This window comes from Bradyrhizobium sp. SZCCHNR1051, assembly GCF_032489615.1.
In the GTDB taxonomy this organism is placed as follows: Bacteria; Pseudomonadota; Alphaproteobacteria; order Rhizobiales; family Xanthobacteraceae; genus Bradyrhizobium.
The window spans coordinates 1-22,767 of sequence record NZ_JAUEYJ010000028.1 but is presented as its reverse complement, the minus strand read 5'-3'; the positions used below and the strand labels follow the sequence as shown (position 1 = coordinate 22,767).

The following is a 22,767-nucleotide window of genomic DNA, read 5'->3' as shown; positions in this document are numbered from 1 at the left end:
TGAAGCGTTTCCTGGTGACGTCCGGTTGCCCCGGACTGCACTCTGGGTATCACGGCTTGGCCGCGTTGCCAAAGCGTGAGACAAAGCGGCCAAAGAGCGAAATGCGAGGAAAGTCCCGTGGCGGAAACTGCGATTCGCGAGGCCATCTGCCGGTTCGGCCGCTCGCTGTTCGAGCGCGGGCTGACGCCGGGCTCTTCCGGCAACATCAGCGTGCGGCTCGATGATGGCGGCTGGCTGGTGACGCCGACCAATGCCTCGCTCGGCTTCCTCGATCCGGCCCGTTTGTCGCGGCTCGATGCCGCGGGAAAGCTGGTCTCGGGCGACGCGCCGACCAAGGAGGTGCCGCTGCACACCGCGCTGTACCAGACGCGCAATGCTGCCCGCGCCGTGGTGCATCTGCACTCGACCCATTCGGTCGCGATCTCGATGCTGCCGGACATCGATCCGCGCGCCGCGCTGCCGCCGCTGACACCTTATTATTTAATGCGCTGCGGTCAGACCGCGCTGGTGCCCTATCATCGTCCCGGCGATCCCGCGGTAGCCGATGCCATCAAGGGTCTCGCCGGCAAATACGCCTCGGTGCTGCTCGCCAATCACGGGCCGGTGGTGTCCGGCGATACGCTGGAAGCCGCCGTGTTCGCGATGGAGGAGCTCGAGGAGACCGCAAAGCTGTATCTGCTGCTGCGCGGGCTCAACCCACGTCACCTCTCGCCGCAGCAGGTCGACGATCTGGTGAAAGTGTTCGGCCTCGGCCTGCCCGATCACAGCGATCATCACTGATCCCACCGGTCCGGATGGATGGGCATGCAATATCCCGCAACAACGCCAGCCGAGATCGATGCCGCTGTGCGGGTGCTGTATGAGGAGGCCCGCTTCTATCGCTGGTTTCCGATCGCAACCGACTCCTATGACGCGTTCGCCGCCTCCGATCCAATCGCGGTCAGCGAGCTGCGCGACATCGCCGAGCGCATGCTGGTGGCCGCCGCGCAGGCCAGATCGCGGGCACGGCGGGTCTAGCGTCCCGCCGACCTGCCTGCATGCCGCGGAGCCTGCGCCGCCTTGTCACTGATCAAGCTGCCTTGCCTCCAGACGGCAACGATGCCTAATATTGAGGCAAGATAAGGCTGCGGCAGCAATCACGGGCGGATCGATCGAACAAGGACGGCACCGGCAGCACACCACTGCCGCGGCGCGAGGATGCGCCCCGCCCTTCCACCATCGATTGCAGCCCATCGCGCAGCACGCCCGGAGCACGAAAGGACAAGGGCAAAATGCCTCCACATCGGCGTGGGCGCGGCTGTTTGGCCGGATCGGCGCCCGATCTGAGCGGGCTGCCGCCGGGACCGGGGAATGCCCTTTCGAGCGTTGCATACGCATCTCGCCCAACGCGCAATCTTCGCGCACTGCCCCGCCCCCACGGCGACCCTTGGCATATCCGTTGCAGACATCAGACGGATCGGATCGCAGCCGCCCGATGGAGCGAGCCGCGATCATGACCGACACGCGACAGGACGACGGAGGGCGGATGGCGGCGGGCGCGAGCTTGGAACTGGTGAGGGTGACGAAGATGTACGGTCACGTCACCGCCGTCGACGCAATCGACCTGCGGATTCCCGCCGGCTCCTATTGTTGCCTGCTTGGTCCGTCCGGCTGCGGCAAGACCTCCACCCTGCGCATGATCGCCGGCCATGAATCGGCGACATCGGGCGACATCATCGTCGGCGCCAAGAACGTGACCGAGCTGCCGCCTGCTGGGCGCGGCACCGCGATGATGTTCCAGTCCTACGCGCTGTTTCCGCATCTCTCGGTCATCGACAACGTGGCGTTTGCGTTGAAGATGAAAGGCGTGTCCAAGCCCGAGCGCCACGCCAAGGCACGCGAGCTGCTCGAGCTGGTGGACATGCAGGGCTATGCCGGCCGCCTGCCGGCGCAGCTCTCCGGCGGACAACAACAGCGCGTGGCACTGGCCCGCGCGCTGATCACCTCGCCGCAGATCCTGCTGCTCGACGAGCCGCTGTCGGCGCTCGACCCGTTCCTGCGCCTGCGCATGCGCGCCGAGCTGAAGCGGCTGCAGCGCGAGCTCGGCCTCACCTTCGTCCATGTCACCCATGGCCAGGACGAGGCCATGGCGCTGTCCGACCTCGTGGTGCTGATGAATGGCGGCCGCATCGAGCAGCAGGGCAGCCCGCGCGAGATCTTCAATCATCCACGCACCGAATTCGCCGCCCGCTTCATCGGCGGTCACAACGTGATCCCGCTGAACGGCGAGACCTTTGCCGTACGCGTCGACCGCATCCAGCTCAAGGCGCCGACTGCGGCGGTCGACGGTCCGGCCGTGCCGGGCACGATCAGCAAGATCGAATATCAGGGCACCTATGTGCTGGTCGCGGTGGCGACCGATGGCGGCCCCGAGATCTCGGCGCAGCTCAGCGACGATCAGTTCGATGCACAGACCCACAGCATCGGCGAGCGCGTCGTCGTCACCTGGAATCCGGCGCTCGCCGATGCGCTGACGACCCGTCCCGCAGCAGCAGCCGCACCGGCCGCTGAGCTGGTCGCCTGATTTCGTTTGCTCGTTTTCCCAAGGAGATGATCATGACCGACCGATCGAAGACAACATCCATCAGCCGCCGCACGCTGCTCAAGGGCGCGGCGGGCGTCGCCGGTCTCGCCGGCTCGGGCACGCTGCTCAGCGCGCCCTATGTCCACGCAGCCGACGCCAAGGTGCTGCGCTATCTCGGCACCGCCGTGAACGAGGGCGACGAGATCTCGAAGAAGTGCCTCGCCGACACCGGCATCAAGATCGAATACATCACGGCGACGACCGACGACGTGACCAAGCGCGTCATCACCCAGCCGAACTCCTTCGACGTGCTCGACACCGAATATTTCTCGCTGAAGAAGCTGGTGCCGTCCGGCAACATCTTTCCGCTCGACGCGCGCAAGATCAAGGAGTTCGACAACATCACGCCCGTCTTCACCAAGGGCGAGCTGCCGAACGGCAAGAAGATCGGCGGCCAGGGCACCGCGCCGTGGAAGGTGCTCTATCTCGAGGGGGCGAACTCCAAGACCTTCTCGGCGACGCCGACCGAGTTCGTCACCTTGATCCCGACCGTGTACAATGCCGATACGCTCGGCATCCGTCCCGACCTGATCAAGCGCCCGATCAACTCCTGGGCCGAGCTGCTCAACCCCGAATTCAAGGGCAAGGCCTCGATCCTCAACATCCCCTCGATCGGCATCATGGACGCCGCCCTCGTCGTCGAGGCGACCGGCCAGTACAAATATGCCGACAAGGGCAACATGACCAAGGCCGAGATCGACCTGACGATGAAGGTCCTGACCGAGGCCAAGAAGGCCGGCCAGTTCCGCGCGTTCTGGAAGGACTTCAACGAGTCCGTCAACCTGATGGCCTCGGGCGAGACCGTGATCCAGTCGATGTGGTCGCCGGCGGTCACCAAGGTGCGGTCGATGGGCATCCCCTGCACCTTCCAGCCGCTCAAGGAAGGCTACCGCTCATGGGCCTCGGGCTTCTGCGTCTCCAAGGCGGTGGCCGGCGGCCCGAAGCTCGACTGGGCCTATGAGTTCGTCAACTGGTACTTGTCCGGCTGGGCCGGCGCCTATCTCAACCGCCAGGGTTACTACTCGGCCGTGCTCTCCACCGCCAAGGCCAACATGACCGAGGACGAGTGGGGCTATTGGATGGAAGGCAAGCCGGCGAAGGCCGACATCAAGGCGCCGGACGGCACCCTGATGGAGAAGGCCGGCGCCGTGCGCGATGGCGGCTCCTACGAGGACCGCATGGGCAACGTCGTGTGCTGGAACGCGGTCATGGACGAGAACGACTACATGGTCCGCAAGTGGAACGAGTTCATCGCCGCCTGATGTGACGATCCCGGCCTGCCGTGCCGTGCTTTCCCGCGCGGCAGGCCTCCTTCTCTCTCTCCCGCACACACAGGACGACAGGTTGCATCCGTGGCCGTGACGATCGACAATTCGCCTGACAGCGTGGCGCCGGCGGAGAGCGCTTTGCGCAAGATCACCATGCGCTCGATCGCCTGGCTGCAGGCCGGCCCGATGATGCTGGTGTTCGCGCTGTTCTTCCTGTTGCCGCTCGTGCTCGTCGTCGTCGTCAGCGCCTGGGACTACAACGAATATGAGATGATCCCGGCGTTCAGCTTCCGCGGCTACACCGACACGTTCGAGGGCTGCGTCGCCAACCTGCCCGAGCTGTGCACCATCCTGAAGACCTATCTCAAGACGCTGAAGCTGTGCCTCCTGACCTGGGGCCTGACGCTGATGATCGGCTTCTGGGTCGCCTATTTCCTCGCCTTCCACGTTCGCAGCAAGACCTGGCAGATCGTGCTGTCGCTGTTGTGCACGATCCCGTTCTGGACATCGAACGTGATCCGGATGATCGCCTGGATCCCGCTGCTGGGGCGCAACGGCCTCGTCAATCAGGGCCTGCAAGGTGTGGGCCTCGTCAACAAGCCGATCGAGTGGCTGCTGTTCTCCGAATTTTCGGTGGTGCTGGCGCTGGTGCACCTGTTCACGTTCTTCATGGTGGTGCCGATCTTCAATTCGATGATCCGCATCGACAAGCGGCTGATCGAGGCCGCCTATGATGCCGGCGCGTCGGGCTGGCAGACACTGGTCAACATCGTCATTCCGCTGTCGAAGCCCGGCATCGTGATCGGCTCGATCTTCGTGATCACGATCGTCATGGGCGACTTCGTCACCATCGGCGTGATGGGCGGCCAGCAGATTGCCTCCGCCGGCAAGATCATCGAAGCGCGCCTCTCCGCGCTGCAATTCCCGGCCGCCGCCGCCAATGCCGTGATCCTGCTCGGTATCACCATCATCATCATCTCCGCGCTGACGCGGATCGTCGACGTGCGCAAGGAGCTCTGAGCCATGGGCGACAAGCGGCCGCGCTCGTTCTACATCCTCGCCTTGTTCTTTTCGGCCTATGTGCTGTTCCTGTACGGGCCGATGATCGCGATCTACATCCTGTCATTCCAGGGGCCTGACGGCGGCCTCACCTTTCCGATGAATGGGGTGTCGCTGACCTGGTTCGGCAAAGTGTTTTCCGGCGGAGGCATCGTCGATATCGGCGCGGCGTTCAAGCGGTCGCTAGCGCTCGGGCTCGTCGTGATGGTGATCACCGTGGTGCTGTCGGTCGCCGCGGGCATGGCCTTCCGCAAGCCGTTCCGCGGCGCCTCGGTACTGTTCTACACGGCGATCGCGAGCCTGATCATGCCGTCGATCATCACCTCGCTCGGCATAGCGCTCGAGTTCCGGCTGATCGACGACTTCATCAATAAGCACGGCGCCGATGTCGGCCTGGGCTGGCTCGCCGACGGCTATACCACGGCCATGGGCCTGTTCACGTCGGGCCTGGGTGCGCATCTCACCTGGACCTTGCCGTTCGGCCTCTTGATCATGTTCGCGATCTTCAACCGCTTCGATGGCCGGCTGGAGGAAGCCGCACGCGACCTCGGCGCCACGCCCTGGCAGACCTTCCGCCACGTCGTGCTGCCGATCATCCTGCCCAGCGTGGTCGGCATCGGCCTGTTCGGCTTTACGCTCTCCTGGGACGAGCTCGCCCGCTCCAGCCAGGCGATCGGCTCCGTCAACACCCTGCCGCTGGAGCTGCAGGGCCTGACAACGACGGTGACGAAGCCCGACATCTACGCGCTGGGCACGCTGACCTCGGCGGTGTCGTTCGTGGTGATCTTCGCCGCGCTGTCCGTGATCCTGGTGCTGCAGGCCCGCCAGCGCCGCCAGGGCTCCGACGCCGGCAAGGGCATGGTGTAAGCTACGACGGATCATAACGCGGCCTCGGTCATTGCGAGGCGGTCTTGCGCTGAAACAATCCATACCTTCTAATCGGCTGGAATCCCCGGATTGCTTCGCTGCGCTCGCAATGACGGCTGTGGTGGGCGCCGTCTCCTCCTCATACTCCGTCATCGCGAGCGCAGCGAAGCGATCCAGGGGCAGCGGAAAAGACTCTGGATAACCTCGCTCCGGTCGCCCCGGACCTCGTAGCCGATCCGATGAAACAACCCTGCGTCTACATCATGGCGAACAGGCGCAATGGAGCGCTCTATGTTGGTGTGACCAGCGACCTGCCTAAACGCGCGTACCAACATCGTGAAGGTCTCGTTCCGGGATTCACCAAGACATACGGGTGCAAGCTGCTCGTCTGGTACGAAGTCCATGAAACGATGGTAGCCGCGATCGAACGCGAGAAACAGATCAAGGCAGGCAGCCGAAAGAAGAAATTGGCACTGATCGAGGCGATCAATCCGCAATGGAATGACTTGTACGATGCTCTGACCTGATTCTTCCGATCGTGATTTCGAAATACCGAGAGAACAAATGCCAGACCTCCTACTGGTCTGGCATTCTGGATTGCTTCGCTCCGCTCGCAATGACGGTCGTGGTGGGCACGGGAGCCCCCACATACTCCGTCATACCGAGCAAAGCGATCCAGGGGGCCGCAGCAAGAACCCTGTATTACCCTTGCTTTGCAGCGGCTCGGCGGCTGCGAAGCACACAGTCGATCACAGCCCCAGATACGCCTTCCGCACATCCTTGTTGCCGCTGATCTCGGCGGCGGTGCCCTGCATCAGCACGCGGCCGGTCTGCAGGATGTAGGCACGGTCGGCGATCTCCAGGCACTCGGCCATGCGCTGCTCGACGATCAGCACCGTCATGCCGGCATCGCGGATGCGCTTGACGGCCTGGAAGATCTCGTCGACCAGCTTCGGCATGATGCCCTGCGACGGCTCGTCGAGCATCAGGAGCCGCGGCCGCGTCATCAGCGCGCGGCCGATCGCCAGCATCTGCTGCTCGCCGCCGGACAGCGTTTCCGCGCGCTGCTCGAGCCGCTCCGACAGCCGCGGAAACAGCTTGAACACGAAGTCGAGCGGCTCCTCGCGATTGGCCTCGCCGCGATACAGATAGCTGCCGAGCCTTAAGTTGTCGCGCACCGAGAGCCGCGGAAACAGCCGCCGGTTCTCCGGCACATAGGCAATGCCCTTGGCCGTGATCAGATACTGCGCCATGCCGTCGATGCGATTGCCGTCGAAGGTGACGGCGCCGGCACGCGGCCGCTCGGCGCCGGCGATCGACTTCAAGAGCGTCGACTTGCCGGCGCCATTGGCGCCGGCGACGCAGACGATCTCACCCTTCTCGACATCGATCGAGACGTTCGAAATCGCAACGAGGCCCTGATAGGCGGTGGTGACGTCACGCACCGACAGCATGGCGGTCTCCGAGATAGGCGGAAATGACTTTGGGATCGCGGACGACGTCCGTGGGCTTGCCTTCGATCAGCACCTTGCCGAGATCGAGCACGATGGCGCGATCGACCAGCGGCATCACGATCTCCATGACGTGCTCGACCATCAGCACCGTGATGCCGGTGTCGCGCACGCGGCGCACGAGCTCGACGCCCTTTTGTGACTCGACCGGCGTCAGGCCGGTCAGCACCTCGTCGAGCAGCAGCAGCTTCGGCTCGGTCGCGAGCGCGCGGGCCACTTCCAGCCGCCGCTTCTCCGACGGCACGAGGTCGCTCGCCAGCACGTCGGCACGCGTATCGAGCCCGCAGAAGGCCAGCACGTCATGCGCCTTCCGCCGCGCCTCGCGCATGACAGTGGTGCGCACCAGCGCGCCGACGATGACGTTCTCGATCACCGTCATGCTCTCAAAGCTCTTCACGACCTGGAACGTGCGGCCGATGCCACGCTGGCAGCGCTCGGCTGCCGGCAGCGCCGTGACGTCGTCGCCGTCGAAGATGATCGCGCCTTCAGTCGGCTTGAACGCGCCGGCAATCAGGTTGAACAAGGTCGACTTGCCGGCGCCGTTCGGTCCGATCAGGCCGACGATCTCGCCGCGCCCGACCGAAATCGAGACGTCGGAGTTCGCGGTCAGGCCGGAGAAGCGCTGGGTGATGTTGCGGGTTTCCAACAGCGCGGTCATGACGCCACCGCCTCTCTCGCCGGCTGGGCGGCCGGCCTCGGCTTGCGGGAGAACAGACTGACCAGCCCCTGCGGCCGCGCCAGCGAGATCGCAACGATCAGGCCGCCATACACGATCAGGTCGACGCCGCGGCCGGAGCCGCCGATGAAGGAGCGGGTCAGCTCGGTCAGCGGGATCAGGATGACCGCGCCCAGCATCGGTCCCCACAAGGTGCCGATGCCGCCGAGCACGGCCGGGAGCGCCATCAAGAGCGAGAACTGGAATCCCATCACGCTTTCAGGATCGATGTAGGACACGAACTGCGCATAGAAGCTGCCGCCGATCGCGACCAGGAAGGCCGAGACGGCCGCTGCGCCCATCTTGGAGTTGAACACGTCGACGCCGAGGCTCTCGGCGGCGACCGGGTTGTCCTTCACCGCGCGCCACCAATAGCCCCACTTCGAATCCCCCAGCCACCAGGTCACGAACCAGGCGACGCAGGCGAGCACGAGCGCAAAGTAGAAGTACGGCAGCTTGGAGCGGGTGAACTGGAAGGTCAGCCACGAGTCGCGCCGCACCGGAATGTCGATGCCGAGTGCCGCCCCCGCCCAATCCCAGTTCTGGAACAAGAGCAGCGTTATCTCGGCGATGACGATGGTTGCGATGACGAAGTAATGGCCGCCGAGCCGGAAGCAGGGATAGCCGAGCGCCATCGCAATGACGGCTGAGATGAGACCGCCGGCGAGCATGCCGAACCACGGCAGCACGCCGAACTTGGTGAACAGGATCGCGGTGGTGTAGGCGCCAAGCCCGAAATACAGCGCGTGTCCCAGCGAGATCTGGCCGCAATAGCCGGACAGAATGTTCCAGCTCTGCGACAGCGCCGCATACATCAGGGTCAACACCATGATGTTCTGGACGTAGACGTCCTTGACGAACAGCGGCACCGCGGCCGCGACCGCGGCGAGGAAGGCGGCGAGGACGAGGTCGCGCCGGCGGCGTTGGATGAATGCCTTGTCCATCAGATCGATCCGAACAGGCCGCGCGGGCGGATGAAGACGACGAGGAGATAGACGCCGTAGATGCCGACGGTCTTGAGTGACGGCGGCAGGATCAGCGTGGTGATCGCCTCGACCAGGCCGACGACGATGCCGCCGGCAAAGGCGCCGAATACGCTGCCGAAGCCGCCGAGCGCCACCGTCACATAGGCGATGGTCGCGAACGACGCGCCGACGTCGGGAAAGACATAGAAGAAGATCGCCATGACCGCACCGGCAAGGCCGACCAGCGCCGCACCAAGGCCCCAGCCGAGTGCGAACACCTTGTTCTTGTCGATGCCGACCAGCGCCACCGCGCCGGCATCCTCACGCGTCGCCTCTAGCGCGCGGCCGAAATCGGTGCGGTGGATGAAGAAGTACAGCCCGGCGAAGGCCGCGATCGCGATCAGCGCGCCGACCAGCTGCGGCTGCGGCAGATAGATGCCGGCGATCGAGATCGTCTTGCCGCCGAGCCAGGAGTGCGGAATGCTGCGATAGTCCGGCGTGAAGAAATACTGCGCGACCCCGCGCATCAGCACCGCGAGCCCGAAGGTGGAGAAGATCTGCACCATGCCGGTATTGGCCTTGGCCCGGACGGCAAATCTGACGATCAGCAGATAGACCACCGCGCCGAACACGAACAGAGCGGCGGCGACCAGCGGCGCTGCAAGCAACGGGTCGAGCGCAAAGAACGCGAACAGGAAGAAGGTCGCGTACATCGCGATCATCAGGAACTCGCCATGGGCGAAGTTCACGACGTCCATCAGCCCGAAGATGAGCGCCAGCCCCACGGCGATCAGGCCGTAGAGCAGGCCCATCAAGAGGCCGCTGGCGAGACTTTGGATGATTGTTTCTGCTGTCACAGATCTTGCCCCACTCTCGATGTGACACTTGGTGTCGTCCTGGCGAAAGCCAGGACCCATAACCACGACTGTTTTTGTGGGGCACGACGACGACCAATCATCGTCCAACCACGGCCTCGGAGTATGGGTCCCGGGTCGGCGCCGCCACGCGCTGACGCGCGTCGCGGCTTGCCCGGGACGACACTCGAGGTTGCTACTTCATCGGCCAGGTGGCTTGGGCCACCGCGGCCTGGGTCGGGAAGATGGTGACGAACTTGCCGCCGACATATTGCAGCAGCACCGGATCGGCGTCGTTGTTCTGGCCGCTCTCGTCGAATTTCACGCGCTTCCACGGCATGATGGTCTGCTCGCCCGGCATGTCGGTCGCGGCCAGCGCGTCGCGGATCTTCTCGCCATCGGTGGACTTGGCGCGGTTGATGGCGTCGGCCATCACGATCAGGCCCATGAACTGCCGCGAGGAGTAGTCGTTGAAATCCTTGCCCGACTTGGCCTTGAACATGTCGTTGATCTTGCCGACCATCGGCCGCTTGGCGGCGAGATCGAGCGAGAACGAGCCGCGCGAGATCACGCCTTCGAGCTTGTCGCCGACCGCGTCATACAGCGCCTTCTCCGAGAAGCCGGCGTCCTGCGCCACGATCGCATTCGGCTTGTAGCCGAGCTCGGCCATGGTCTTGACCAGCAGGATGCCGTCGGTGGTGTAGCTCGACGGCATCAGCACGTCGGCATTGGCCGCCTTGAGCTGCTGCACCTCGGCCGACAGCGACGGCGAGTTGGCGCGGTACTTGATGTCGGCGACGATCTTGTAGCCGCGCTCATTGGCGAGCTTGAGCTGGGCGTTGCTCGAATCCGTGCCGAAGATGGTGTCCTCGTGGAACAGCGCGAGCGTCTCGATCTTGGTGCCCTTCTTCTTCATCGCATCGAAGAAGTCGAACATCGCCTGCGAGAACATCTCGTCATGCGGCGCGGCGCGGAAATAGTATTTCAAGCCGCGGCGATGCAGGCTCGGCGAGGAGTTGTCGGCGGAGAGATACGGGATCTGGTAGCGCTCGCAGATCTGGCTCGCGGTAACCGCGACGGCACTCTGGTAGGAGCCGATGACGGCTGCGACCTTCTCCTGCGTGATCAGGCGCTCGGCCTCGGCGCGGCCCTTCTGCGGATCCGCCTGATGATCGGCGAACACCAGCTTGATCTTGGCGCCGCCGAGACCCGGCAGACCCTCGGTACGGGCCAGCGGCAGGTCGTAGTCGTATTTGCCGTTGATGATCTCGGCCGCCGTCTCGAACGCGCGCTGCGCGTCGACGCCGATCTGGGCGCTGGCGCCCGAGAACGGATAGATGACGCCGATCTTCACTTCCGACGTCTGGGCGCGGGCGGCGATCGGACCGAGAGCAGCGGCAGCGGTGGCTCCAAGCAGGACGTTACGGCGCGTAATGGTCATGGCAAGATCCTCTGATGAAAGCGCATCGATGAAGCGGTTGACGTCGGTGGTAAAGGCTCAAAAAGCAGCACAAGCTGGCTGACTAGAGGACGGCGAGATCCTTGTTCCTGAGATCGGTGATCAGCATCAGGCCCGGCGCGTGGGTGATGGCGAAGGGCAGCTTGGCCGCGGCGATGACCGCCTGCGGTGTGACGCCGCAGGCCCAGAACACAGGGATTTCGTCCGCAGCGACGGGCACCGGATCGCCGTAGTCCGGCTTGTTGAGATCAGCGATGCCGATCTGCTCAGGATGACCGAGATGCACCGGCGCGCCGTGCACCGCGGGAAAGCGCGTCGTGATCTGCGCGGCGCGGATCGCCTGCGCCGGCTTGAACGGGCGCATCGACACCACCATCGGCCCCCCGAACGGCCCCGACGGCGTGCAGGCGATGTTGGTGCGGTACATCGGCACGCGACAGCCCTGCTCGATGTGGCGGATCGGCAGACCGTCCGCCATCAGCGCCTCCTCGAACGAGAACGAGCAGCCGAGCACGAAGGTGACGAGGTCGTCGCGCCAGTGCGCAAGCAGATCGGTCGGCTCCTCGACCATCTCGCCATCGCGCCAGACGCGATAGCGCGGCACATCGGTGCGGATGTCGAGGTCGGCGCCGAGCGCCGGGATGAAAGGATTGCCCGGATCGGACATGCCGATGATCGGGCACGGCTTCGGATTGAGCTGGCAGAAGCGGTGGAAGGCGCCAGCGTACTGCTCGGGGATAACAGCCAGATTGCCCTGGACGAAGCCGTTTGCGACCCCCGCCGTGCTCCAGCCCCTGCCGGCGCGATAATCCAGGCGGGCTTGATGGCTCGGGAGAAGTTCACTCCCACCCGCTGATTGCTGCAGTGCCGCAGAAACAGTCATTTGTGCCACTTGCCTAATATCTCGACAAACTCACTGAACATCAGCCATGCTATAAAGTCTAATCTTCGTTTTTAATCGGGATCGATAAGACAAATTGATCCGAGCGGGGCGCGATGTTGGATTTCCGTTCCATCGAGACCTTCCTCTGGGTGGTGAAGCTTGGCAGCTTTCGCGGCGCGGCGCAGCGCCTGAACACCACTCAGCCGGCCATTTCCCAGCGGATCGCCCAGCTCGAGCGCGAGCTCGGCGTCAAGCTGCTCAACCGCGACCATCGCGTGGCGTCACCGACTGCGAGCGGACGACAGATGCTGGTGTATGCCGAGAAGCTGATCGGCCTGCGCGCGGAGATGCTGGCCGAGGTCGGCGACCGCTCCGCGATGCGCGGCGTGCTTCGGCTCGGCGTCGCCGAGACCATCGTGCACGACTGGCTGCCGCGGCTGATCAAGAGCGTCAACGAGAGCTATCCGAACCTCTCGCTGGAGATCGAGGTCGACGTCACGCCGAACCTGCATGCACGGCTGCTGGCGCAGGAGATCGAGCTCGCCTTCGCGCTCGGCTCGCCGTCCGCGTCGGGCATCCGCAGCCGCGTGCTGTGCGACTATCCGATCAGCTTCCTGGCCAGCCCCTCTTTGGGTTTCGGCAAAGGCCTGATCACGGCGGAGCAGATGGCACGGTTTCCAATCATCACCTTTCCGCGCAACACCCAGCCCTATGACAATGTGCGTTCGCTGTTCAACCGCCCGCATCTGCCGCCGATGCGGCTGCACGCCAGCGCCTCGCTGGCGACCGTGATCCACATGGCCGTCGAGGGCCTCGGCGTCGCCGTCATTCCCGCGGCGATCGTCGCCAACGAGATCGAGCGCGGACGCCTGCAGGAGTTGAAAACGGATTTGCGGATTCCGCCGCTGACCTTCACGGCGAGCTGGCTGTCATCGCCCGAGATGGTCGCGATCGAGCGCGTCGCCGAGCTCGCAGCCAGGACGGCGCAGACGGCCAGCCATCCGGCGGCATCGGTTGACGCCATCGTCGCGGCGCGCGATGGACAGGATGCCGGAGTACAGGGATTTCAAGCATGAGCCGCGCCGTCACCAATCTGCAGATCGATTCCGCCCGCCTCTGGGACAGCATTCACGAGACCGCCAGGTTTGGCGCGACGCCGAAGGGCGGCGTGCGGCGGCTGACCTTGAGCCAGGAGGACAAGCAGGTCCGCGACTGGTTCCGCAAAGCCTGCGAGGATGCCGAGCTCGACGTGCACGTCGACACGCTCGGCTCGATGTTCGCACTTCGCAAGGGCCGCGACATGTCGAAGCCGCCGGTCGGGCTCGGCTCGCATCTCGACACCCAGCCGACGGGCGGCAAGTTCGACGGCATTCTCGGCACGCTCGGCGCGCTGGAGGTGATCCGCACGCTCAACGACGCCGGCATCGAGACCGACGCGCCGCTCTGCATCGTCAACTGGACCAACGAGGAAGGCTCGCGCTTCGCGCCGGCGATGATGGCGTCGGCCGCCTATGTCGGCGACTTCACGGTCGAGGACATTTTGTCGCGGACAGATGCCGCAGGCATGACCGTGGGCGCGGCGCTGGACGAGATCGGCTATCGCGGCGAGACCAAGGTCGGCACGCAGACATTCTCGGGCTTCGTCGAGCTGCACATCGAGCAGGGTCCGATCCTGGAGGCCGAGAACAAGACCATCGGCGTGGTCGATCACGGCCAGGGCGTGTTCTGGTACGACGGCAAGGTCACCGGCTTCGAGAGCCATGCCGGCTCGACACCGATGCCGCTCCGCCGCGACGCGCTGCTGGCGCTGTCGGAGTTCGCGCTCACCCTGGAGCAGATCGCGCTCAAGCTCGGACCGAACGCGGTCGCCACCATCGGCGAGGCCGTGATCGCCAATCCCTCGCGCAACGTGATCCCCGGCGAGATCGCCTTCACCATCGACTGCCGCAGCGCCAACGCCGAGACGCTGGACGCGCTCGATGCCAGCCTGCGTGCGGCGGCGAGCGAGATTTCCAAGAAGCGCAAAGTCGAGATCGCGATCGACCAGGTCTGGCGCAAGCCGCCGACGCACTTCGATCCCAAGCTGGTCGATGCCGTCGAGCGCGCTGCCGGCACGCTCGGCTATTCGCACCGGCGCATCACGTCGGGAGCGGGCCACGACGCCTGCAATCTCAACACGATCATGCCGGCCGCGATGGTGTTCGTGCCCTGCAAGGATGGCATCAGCCACAACGAGCTCGAGGATGCCACGCAATCCGACTGCGCCGCCGGCGCCAACGTGCTGCTGCACACCGTGCTGTCGCTGGCGGGCGTGGCGTCGTGACGGGCTGATTGCTCTCACTCGCTGCTACTTTAAGTTATCATTCTCCGATCTAAGTCGCGCAGGCACACTGAGCTCCCCTCCCCCTTGCGGGGAGGGGTTGGGGGTGGGGGTCCACAGCGGCGGTGTCGCCCGGGGCCCCCCTCCCCAGCCCTTCCCCACAAGGGGGGAGGGAGCAGACCTCGTCCTGCGCGACCATTTTGCCTACTTCCTAGAGGAGATCCTCACGTGCGCGGAGTTTTCATCGACGCCAACGAGTCGCTTGCCGAGATTTTCGAGCGGCAGCGAAGATCGGCCGATCCCGAGATGCGCGTGCATCTCGATCCGGACATCAAGCCGGACGACTGGCCCGCCATTCTCGATGGCGCCGAGATCGGCGTGGTCGATCACACCGCCCTGCCCACCGAGGTCGCGAAGCAGTGCAAGGGGCTCAAGCACGTCGTGTTCCTCGGCACCGGCGCGCGCAGCTACATGAATCCGGAGGAGCTGGCCGAGCTCGGCATCACCGTGCACCTGATCAAGGGCTATGGCGATACGGCGGTGGCAGAAGCAGCGATCGCGCTGATGTGGGCCTCGGCCCGCGGCATCGCGCAGATGGACCGCGAGATGCGCGCCGGCAACTGGCTGCGCGACGACGGCATGCAGTTGACCGGCAAGACCCTCGGCCTGATCGGCTTCGGCGGCATCGCCGCGGAGGTCGCGCGCATCGCGTCCGGCGGCGGCATGAAGGTGATCGCCTGGAACCGCTCGCCGAAGAGTCATCCGGGCGTGGAGTTCGTCGATCTCGACACGCTGCTCAAGGAGAGCCACGTCGTCTCGCTGCATCTCCTGCTCAACGACGAGACCCGCGGCTTCCTGTCCCGCGACCGCATCGCGCAGATGCGGCCGGGCGTGATCTTCGTGAACACCGCCCGCGCGGCCATCGTCGACGAAGCAGCGATGATCGACGCCCTGCGCTCCGGCCACATCCGCCACGCCGGCCTCGACGTCTTCAACACCGAGCCGCTGCCGGCAGATCACGTGCTGACCACGATCCCGAACGTGACGCTGTCCGCGCACTCGGCCTTCCGCACCCCGGAGGCGAGCGAGAACCTGATCCACGCCGCATGGGAGCACTGCCGGCGCGTAGCGAAGAAGTAGTTGTTGACGCGTAGGGTGGGCAAAGCGGCCGCGCTAGGCGGCAGCGTGCCCACCGTCGATCAGCGCGTACGCGGCAAGACGGTGGGCACGGCGCCACCGCGATCTCATGCGGGGATGCAGCAGAGCCGCGCCTTTGCCCACCCTACGGCTCTCTCCTTCGTCATTGCGAGCGAAGCGAAGCAATCCAGAGTCCCCGCGACGGCCCTGGATTGCTTCGTCGCTACGCTCCTCGCAATGACGATGTTGATCGAGCTGCCGCCCCCCACCGTCGTCCCGGCGAACGCCGGGACCCATACCGCGTGATTTATCTGTGGCGCGCGGTGGCAGATATCGGCGGCTACAATGACGGCCGGTGGTTATGGGCCCCGGCGTTCGCCGGGGCGACATCGAGCAAATAGCGGCGACTAGTCCACCATGTCTGCGACGGCCTTGCCGCACGCCACCGTATCGGCGTTGCCGCCCAGATCCCGCGTGCGCAGCGTCCGTTCGGCCAGCGTCCGCTCGATCGCGCCGACGATCGACTGCGCTGCAGTCTTCTCTCCCAGATGCTCCAGCATCATCGCGCCCGACCAGATCATGCCGATCGGGTTGGCAATCCCCTGCCCTGCGATATCGGGCGCCGAGCCGTGCACCGGCTCGAACACCGACGGGAAATTGCGCTCGGGATTGATGTTGCCCGACGGCGCGATGCCGATCGTGCCGGTGCAGGCAGGTCCCAGATCGGACAGGATGTCGCCGAACAGATTGGAGCCGACGACGACGTCGAACCAGTCCGGGTGCAGCACGAAGTTCGCGGTGAGGATGTCGATGTGGTACTTGTCCCACTTCACGCCCGGATAGTTCTTCGCCATCGCCTCGACGCGCTCGTCCCAGTAAGGCATCGTGATCGAAATGCCGTTGGACTTCGTCGCCGAGGTCAGATGCTTCTTCGGCCGGGATTGAGCGAGCTCGAAGGCGAACTTCAGGATGCGGTCGACGCCGATGCGCGTCATCACCGTCTGCTGCGTCGCGAACTCGCGATCGGTGTCCGGGAACATGCGGCCGCCGACCGAGGAGTATTCGCCTTCGGTGTTCTCGCGCACCACCCAGAAATCGATGTCGCCGGGCTTGCGACCCGCCAGCGGCGACGGCACGCCGGGCATCAGCCGCACGGGACGCAGATTGACGTACTGATCGAACTCGCGGCGGAACTTGATGAGCGAGCCCCACAGCGACACATGGTCTGCGATCTTGGCGGGCCAGCCGACGGCGCCGAAATAGATCGCGTCATGGCCGCCGATCTGCGCCTTCCAGTCGTCCGGCATCATCTGGCCGTGCTTCTCGTAATAGTCGTAGCTCGAGAAGTCGAAATGATCGAACTGCACCGCGACGCCGTGCTTCTTGGCCGCCGTCTCGATCACGCGAATGCCCTCGGGCATGACCTCCTTGCCGATGCCGTCGCCGGGAATGACTGCGATGCGATAGGGCTTCTTGCTCATCGAGCGGATCCTTGGTCGTTTACGCCGGTACGCCCGGCTGAAATGGCGAATGCCTGAATGAACCAAACCACGCCCAAGCGCAACGCTGCGGTGCAAGATTGACCGCATGGCTGACGCGCCAGACAATCCTATCTCCTCACCCATCCCAGCGAGCACGTCCATGGACCTTCATCTGCGCGGCAAGCGCGTTCTCATCACCGGCGCGTCCAAGGGGATCGGTGCCGCAGCCGCCGAAGCCTTCGCCGAGGAAGGCTGTCACGTCAGGCTTGCAGCGCGCAGTGGCGACCGGCTCGCGGCGCTGGTCGGGCAGCTGCGATCGAAGCATCAGATCGATGCGGCCGCGCATGTCGTGGACCTGCGCAAGAGCGAGGACGTCGCGCGGCTGGCCGAAGCCGCTTCCGATATCGACATCCTCGTCAACAATGCCGGCGACATCCCGGGCGGCGCGATCGACAAGATCGACGAGGCGGCCTGGCGGCATGCCTGGGACCTGAAGGTGTTCGGCTTCATCAATCTGACGCGCCTGGTCTATGCGCAGATGAAGGCGCGCGGTGGCGGCGTCATCATCAACGACATCGGCGCGGCCGGCGAGAAATTCGACGCCAACTACATCTGCGGCAGCGCCGGCAATGCGGCGCTGATGGCCTTCACCCGCGCGCTCGGCTCCAAGAGCCTCGCCGACAACATCCGTGTGGTCGGCATCAATCCCGGGCCGGTCGGCACCGATCGCCACGTCACTCTGCTCAAGACCCGCGCCAAGCATCAGTTCGGCGACGAGAGCCGCTACACCGAATTCCAGAAGAGCCTGCCGCTCGGCCGCCCCGCGCATGTCAGGGAGATCGCCGACCTGATGGCGTTCCTGGCCTCGGACCGTGCCGGCTACACCTCCGGCGTGATCTATACCGTCGATGGCGGCATCAGCGCAGGGTGGGGTTGATCGCCGCGACCTTTCCACCTCAGCCGAAACATGATCTACGACTTTGCGCCGGGACGCTTCCAATCAGGAGAACTGCACTTTGGCCGACCAGGGATTGATCCGCGAGAGCGCCTGCGCCGTCGTCGACAAGTTGAAGTCCGGCAAGGTCACGCCGCTGGATTGCCTCGACGCGCTGGAAGCGCGCATCGCAGCCGTCGACGGCAAGGTCAATGCGCTGCCGACGCTGTGCTTCGACCGCGCGCGCGATCACGCCAAGGCGCTGATGCAGAAACCGGCTGCCGAGCGCGGGGTGCTGGCCGGGCTGCCCGTGCCGATCAAGGACCTCACCGACGTCGCCGGCGTGCTCACCACCCAGGGCTCGCCGATCTTCAAGGACCGGATTCCGGAACGCTCTGATCTCATGGTCGAGCATCTCGAAGCCAATGGCGGCGTGATCTACGCCAAGTCGAACACGCCGGAGTTCGGCGCCGGCGCCAACACCTTCAACGAGGTGTTCGGCGCGACGCGCAATCCCTGGGACACGTCCCGCTCGGCGGCCGGCTCCTCCGGCGGCGCCGCGGTGGCGCTTGCCACCGGCATGGCCTGGTTGGCGCACGGCTCCGACATGGGCGGCTCGCTGCGCAACCCCGCGAGCTTCTGCGGCATCGTCGGCCTGCGCCCGAGCTTCGGCCGCGTCGCGCATACGCCGGCGGTGGCCATCGACCGCAATCTCGCCATCCAGGGCCCGATGGCCCGCAACGTCGCGGACCTCGCGCTGCTGCTCGACGCGATGAGCGGCGAGCACGCCGCGGATCCGATCTCGCTGCCCTCGCCTGCGACGTCGTTCCTGGCCGCCGCGCGCTCCGGCAGGAAGCCGGTCCGCGTTGCCTACTCTCCGGATCTTGGCATCACGCCCGTGGATCCGGAAGTCGCTGCGGTCACCCGCAAGGCGGCGCAGCGCTTCGCCGAGCTCGGCGTGATCGTCGAGGAGACGCATCCCGATTTCAGCGAGGCGCATGAATGCTTCCACGTGCTGCGCGCGCTCGACTTCGCGATGAGCAAGGCGGAGCTGCTGCGTACCAAGCGCGACCTCTTGAAGCCCGAGGTGATCTGGAACATCGAGGAAGGGCTGAAGCTCACGGTCGCGCAGATCGCGCGCGCCGAGGCGCAGCGCGTGGCGATCACCGCGCGCGCCGTCAAGTTCTTCGAGACCTATGATCTGCTGCTGGCGCCGGCCACCATCGTACCGCCCTTCCCGGTCGAGAACCGCTACGTCGCCGAATGCGCCGGGCATAAGTTCGACAACTACGTGCAATGGCTCGGCATCGTCTACGCGATCACGCTGGCCTGTTGCCCAGCCCTGTCGCTGCCCTGCGGCTTCACGGCGTCGGGTCTTCCGGTCGGACTGCAAATGGTCGCAGCGCCGCGCGCCGACGCCAAGCTGCTCGCAGGCGCCAAGGTGCTGGAGGACGTCCTCGGCGTTGCCGGCTCGACCCCGATCGATCCGCGCGCGCCGAAGGGCTAAGTCATTCCCCTCATCCTGAGGAGCCCGCCGAAGGCGGGCGTCTCGAAGGATGGGCCGCAGCGTGATGCGCCCCCGCCTCGACACTGCTTGTGGCACGCGCGCAGAGTTCCATGCGCTGAACATGGGACCCATGTCCGTTATCGTCTGTGGCAATCGGGGCTGCTGCCGTAGAAGGGCCGCAAATCACGCTTGCCGGAGACCGGATATGACTGACCAGGTGATCGAGCCTGCCGAAGAAGCCACGACGTTCAGCGACGTCGAGCGCCGCATCAAGGCGATCCTGATCGGCTCGGCCGGCAACCTGGTCGAATGGTACGATTTCTATGCCTATACGGCGTTTGCGCTGTATTTCGCGCCGGCCTTCTTTCCATCGAAGGACCCGGTCGTCGAGCAGCTCAACGCCGCGGTCGTGTTCGCCGCGACCTTCCTGATGCGCCCGCTCGGCGGCTGGCTGTTCGGCTATCTCGCCGATCACCATGGCCGGCGGCTGTCGCTGACCGTCTCGGTCCTCTGCATGTGCTTCGGCTCGCTGATCATTGCGGTGACGCCGACCTATGCCACCATCGGCATCGCCGCGCCGATCATCCTGGCGCTCGCCCGCGTCATCGAGGGCCTCAGCCTCGGCGGCGAGTATGGCGCCAGCGCCACCTACCTGTCCGAGGTCGCCGACGCCAAGCATCGCGGCTTCTATTCGAGCTTCCAATACGTCACCCTGATCGGCGGCCAGCTCACCGCGATCATCGTGCTGCTGCTCCTGCAGAAGGTGTTCTTGACAACCGAGGAGCTCAAGGCATGGGGCTGGCGCATTCCATTTGCGATCGGCGCCGGCCTCGCCATCTTCACCGCCGTCATGCGGCGGAACCTGCATGAAACCGAGGCCTTCGTGGAAGCAAAGAAGACGGTCAGTCCGTCGGGATCGATCACCACGCTGCTCAAATATCCGAGAGAGCTGCTGCTGGTGGTCGGCCTGACCGCGGGTGGCACGGCGGCATTCTACACCTTCACGACCTACATGCAGACTTTCGTCAAGCTGTCGGTCGGCCTCACCGAGGACCAGACCACGATGGTGATCTTCGGCTCGCTGCTGTTTGCCTGCGTGCTACAGCCGCTCTATGGCGCGATCTCCGATCGCATCGGCCGCAAGCCGCTGCTGATCTTCTTCGGCGTCGCCGGCACGCTGGCGACGATCCCGATTCTGACCGTGCTGCAGGGCACCAAGGAGCCGTTCACAGCTTTCCTGCTGATCTGCGGCGCCTGGATCTTCACGGCCGGCTACACCTCGATCAACGCGGTGGTGAAGGCCGAGCTGTTTCCGACCAATGTCCGTGCGCTCGGTGTCGGCCTGCCCTACGCGATCACCGTCTCGCTGTTCGGCGGCACCGCACCGGCTATCGCGCTCTACTTCAAGAGCATTGGGCACGAGACCTGGTTCTATTATTATCTCACGGGCGTGATCTTCACGTCGCTATTGATCTATGCGACCATGCGTGACACCAAGCATGCGTCGGCGATGCACCGCCATGAATGAGCTGCCACCACGGATGAGGTGCCGTCATGGCTGACGAGTCCGGGCTACCGCCCGAGAGCAAGCTGACCCGCAGCAAGGAGCGCTGGGCTCACGAGGGCAAATTCCTGACCGGCCGGATCGTGCGGCCCGAGGACCAGCGCCTGCCGCCGGGCCAGCATCTGACCCGCGACTGGCCGGTGCTCGATCTCGGCCTGACGCCCTCGGTCACATCAGAGCGCTGGCGGCTCGACGTCTATGGCGCGGTGGAAAATCCTCTGTTCTGGGATTTCTCCGCCTTCCTCTCCCAGGAGCAGCGCCAGTTCACATCCGACATTCATTGCGTGACGACCTGGTCGCGCTACGACAATCAATGGGAAGGGCTTGCGACGCGCGACCTGCTTGCCGCCTGCCGGCCGCGCGACACAACCGATTTCGTCGTGCTGCATTCCTACGACGGCTACACGACCAATCTCGCACTGGAGGACTTCGCCGCCGAGGACGCCCTGCTCGCGCATAGCTGGTCCGGCGCGCCGCTCACCCAGGAGCATGGCGGCCCGGTCCGCATCGTCGTGCCGCATCTGTATTTCTGGAAGAGCGCAAAATGGCTGAAGGCGATCGAATTCCTAGACAAGGATGCGCCCGGCTATTGGGAGGTGCGCGGCTATCACAACCGCGGCGATCCCTGGGCCGAGCAGCGCTATTCGGACTGACGGGCTTCCGTGGCGCCGAGCGAGCGGAGCCGTAGGGTGGGCAAAGACGCGAAGCGTCGTGCCCACCGCCGTCGCCACTGAAATGAAGCTGAAAAGAAAAGAATGGTGGGCACGCTCCGCTTTGCCCACCCTACGGGCTCAGTTTCCGAACCTGCCAGAGATATCGCATGGAGTTCACCTCAGAAACCGGCAAGATCCCCAAGGGCTACGGGTATCTTCTCAAGCCGAGCGTCATCCTCGCCGCACTGACCGCAAGAGATCTCGGCGGCATTCGCATCCACCTCGTTCGCAGCCACGGCAGGCGTCTGTTCGATGCGCGATATCGGCCGCCGGACGGCGACATTCCTTATGAGCGTCTCAACATCAAAGTCGGCACCGCGCACGAGCGGGACTTGCCTGGACTTCGTCGGCGCGCGAAGGACGAAGCCCTGCCCGCGCTCGTCCAATGGATTTCCGACCTCGTCGCGCAAGACCTGCCGACAGCGATCCGGCACGGCGAACAGGAGATCGAGCTTCTGCCTCCGCGAGACTGATCATTGCTGCGTCGCGTGCGCGATTGATGCTTGCCCGGCCCCCCGGCCCAGAAATATCCCCCTTGCATATTTCTGAAAATCGTGATTTATTAACCGCCATCCCGCCTCGTTGCAGAGGGGCGTATCGCGATCGTCACGGACGTGGAGCGCGGGATGCGGTGGGCGCAACGGGTTGCAGCGTGGTCTTCCATGCGGACGAACGATCCGGTGCGCACGGCGAAATCGTGTGGTCTCGGCGCCGCGGTGCTGGCGTCAAGTCGTGGTGCGGATGACGCGCATCGCGATGACGGGGGCAAGACAGCCGTTCCCCGGAGAGAGCACGTATAAGCCGTTCCAACCATTGCGCAGGGAAGGCCGGGAGGCGGGCTCAAGCGGTGGTCGCAACACCCAGTGTTTTCATTCGTGACAGCAGCTCGTCAAGCGCCTCTGCTGGA

Annotated in this window: 22 protein-coding genes; 15 read left to right on the top strand and 7 right to left on the bottom strand. The window is 64.9% G+C overall.

The window, feature by feature from the left end; genetic code table 11:
- The first annotated feature begins 117 nt into the window (after window positions 1–117).
- The 7 genes from QW868_RS29210 to QW868_RS29180 all read left to right on the top strand — a co-directional run bounded on the left by QW868_RS29210 (window position 118) and on the right by QW868_RS29180 (window position 6,344).
- Window positions 118–780 (top strand): aldolase, encoded by a 663-nt coding sequence (locus tag QW868_RS29210; RefSeq protein WP_315798106.1) that lies wholly within the window; start codon window positions 118–120, stop codon window positions 778–780.
- A 24-nt stretch (window positions 781–804) separates the two neighbouring features.
- Entirely contained in the window at window positions 805–1,017 is a 213-nt protein-coding gene (locus QW868_RS29205) for a hypothetical protein (RefSeq protein ID WP_315737235.1), read from the top strand.
- 508 nt (window positions 1,018–1,525) lie between these two features.
- A complete protein-coding gene (locus QW868_RS29200; RefSeq protein WP_316232182.1) occupies window positions 1,526–2,563 on the top strand; it encodes an ABC transporter ATP-binding protein in 1,038 nt (345 codons plus the stop codon).
- Window positions 2,564–2,595: 32 nt separating this feature from the next.
- Window positions 2,596–3,885, top strand: a complete 1,290-nt coding sequence (locus QW868_RS29195) for a PotD/PotF family extracellular solute-binding protein (RefSeq protein ID WP_315779611.1) — start codon at window positions 2,596–2,598, stop codon at window positions 3,883–3,885.
- 90 nt (window positions 3,886–3,975) lie between these two features.
- Window positions 3,976–4,911 carry an ABC transporter permease gene (locus QW868_RS29190; RefSeq protein ID WP_315779610.1) on the top strand — a complete coding sequence of 312 codons (936 nt, stop codon included), beginning with the start codon at window positions 3,976–3,978 and terminating at the stop codon, window positions 4,909–4,911.
- A gap of 3 nt (window positions 4,912–4,914) precedes the next feature.
- Window positions 4,915–5,817 (top strand): ABC transporter permease, encoded by a 903-nt coding sequence (locus QW868_RS29185; RefSeq protein ID WP_316232143.1) that lies wholly within the window; start codon window positions 4,915–4,917, stop codon window positions 5,815–5,817.
- Window positions 5,818–6,056: 239 nt separating this feature from the next.
- Window positions 6,057–6,344 carry a GIY-YIG nuclease family protein gene (locus QW868_RS29180; RefSeq protein WP_315798110.1) on the top strand — a complete coding sequence of 96 codons (288 nt, stop codon included), beginning with the start codon at window positions 6,057–6,059 and terminating at the stop codon, window positions 6,342–6,344.
- A gap of 222 nt (window positions 6,345–6,566) precedes the next feature.
- Here the strand turns inward: QW868_RS29180 and QW868_RS29175 are convergent, their stop codons facing one another.
- The 6 genes from QW868_RS29175 to QW868_RS29150 form a co-directional block, all read right to left on the bottom strand.
- Entirely contained in the window at window positions 6,567–7,271 is a 705-nt protein-coding gene (locus QW868_RS29175; RefSeq protein ID WP_316232142.1) for an ABC transporter ATP-binding protein, read from the bottom strand.
- A complete protein-coding gene (locus tag QW868_RS29170) occupies window positions 7,255–7,986 on the bottom strand; it encodes an ABC transporter ATP-binding protein (protein WP_316232141.1) in 732 nt (243 codons plus the stop codon). Before QW868_RS29170 ends, QW868_RS29175 begins: the two co-directional genes overlap by 17 nt.
- Window positions 7,983–8,987: a branched-chain amino acid ABC transporter permease gene (locus QW868_RS29165; RefSeq protein WP_316232140.1), complete on the bottom strand. Its 1,005-nt coding sequence runs from the start codon at window positions 8,985–8,987 to the stop codon at window positions 7,983–7,985. Before QW868_RS29165 ends, QW868_RS29170 begins: the two co-directional genes overlap by 4 nt.
- Window positions 8,987–9,865, bottom strand: a complete 879-nt coding sequence (locus QW868_RS29160; RefSeq protein ID WP_315737227.1) for a branched-chain amino acid ABC transporter permease — start codon at window positions 9,863–9,865, stop codon at window positions 8,987–8,989. Before QW868_RS29160 ends, QW868_RS29165 begins: the two co-directional genes overlap by 1 nt.
- A 193-nt stretch (window positions 9,866–10,058) precedes the next feature.
- Window positions 10,059–11,303: an ABC transporter substrate-binding protein gene (locus tag QW868_RS29155; RefSeq protein ID WP_316232139.1), complete on the bottom strand. Its 1,245-nt coding sequence runs from the start codon at window positions 11,301–11,303 to the stop codon at window positions 10,059–10,061.
- A gap of 82 nt (window positions 11,304–11,385) precedes the next feature.
- Window positions 11,386–12,204, bottom strand: coding sequence for a putative hydro-lyase (locus tag QW868_RS29150; protein ID WP_316232138.1), 819 nt, complete (start codon window positions 12,202–12,204; stop codon window positions 11,386–11,388).
- Window positions 12,205–12,317: 113 nt separating this feature from the next.
- Between QW868_RS29150 and QW868_RS29145 the strand changes: the two genes are divergently transcribed.
- From QW868_RS29145 to QW868_RS29135, 3 genes are all read left to right on the top strand, one after another.
- Window positions 12,318–13,280, top strand: coding sequence for a LysR family transcriptional regulator (locus tag QW868_RS29145; protein WP_315737224.1), 963 nt, complete (start codon window positions 12,318–12,320; stop codon window positions 13,278–13,280).
- A complete protein-coding gene (locus QW868_RS29140; RefSeq protein WP_316232137.1) occupies window positions 13,277–14,527 on the top strand; it encodes a Zn-dependent hydrolase in 1,251 nt (416 codons plus the stop codon). Before QW868_RS29145 ends, QW868_RS29140 begins: the two co-directional genes overlap by 4 nt.
- A gap of 225 nt (window positions 14,528–14,752) precedes the next feature.
- Complete coding sequence (locus QW868_RS29135) at window positions 14,753–15,664, top strand: NAD(P)-dependent oxidoreductase (RefSeq protein WP_316232136.1); 912 nt, start codon at window positions 14,753–14,755, stop codon at window positions 15,662–15,664.
- A gap of 404 nt (window positions 15,665–16,068) precedes the next feature.
- On the opposite strand, the gene QW868_RS29130 is transcribed toward QW868_RS29135, so the two are convergent.
- Window positions 16,069–17,142, bottom strand: coding sequence for a tartrate dehydrogenase (locus QW868_RS29130; RefSeq protein WP_316232135.1), 1,074 nt, complete (start codon window positions 17,140–17,142; stop codon window positions 16,069–16,071).
- Window positions 17,143–17,302: 160 nt separating this feature from the next.
- Between QW868_RS29130 and QW868_RS29125 the strand changes: the two genes are divergently transcribed.
- From QW868_RS29125 to QW868_RS29105, 5 genes are all read left to right on the top strand, one after another.
- Entirely contained in the window at window positions 17,303–18,079 is a 777-nt protein-coding gene (locus QW868_RS29125; protein ID WP_316232134.1) for an SDR family oxidoreductase, read from the top strand.
- A gap of 79 nt (window positions 18,080–18,158) precedes the next feature.
- Window positions 18,159–19,583, top strand: coding sequence for an amidase (locus tag QW868_RS29120; RefSeq protein ID WP_315813030.1), 1,425 nt, complete (start codon window positions 18,159–18,161; stop codon window positions 19,581–19,583).
- A gap of 205 nt (window positions 19,584–19,788) precedes the next feature.
- The gene (locus QW868_RS29115) at window positions 19,789–21,111 is read left to right on the top strand and encodes an MFS transporter (RefSeq protein ID WP_315737218.1); all 1,323 of its coding nucleotides are present in this window, start codon (window positions 19,789–19,791) and stop codon (window positions 21,109–21,111) included.
- Window positions 21,112–21,137: 26 nt separating this feature from the next.
- Window positions 21,138–21,800, top strand: a complete 663-nt coding sequence (locus tag QW868_RS29110) for a sulfite oxidase-like oxidoreductase (protein WP_315737217.1) — start codon at window positions 21,138–21,140, stop codon at window positions 21,798–21,800.
- 167 nt (window positions 21,801–21,967) lie between these two features.
- Window positions 21,968–22,333 (top strand): hypothetical protein, encoded by a 366-nt coding sequence (locus QW868_RS29105; protein WP_315737216.1) that lies wholly within the window; start codon window positions 21,968–21,970, stop codon window positions 22,331–22,333.
- The last annotated feature ends 434 nt before the right edge of the window (window positions 22,334–22,767 follow it).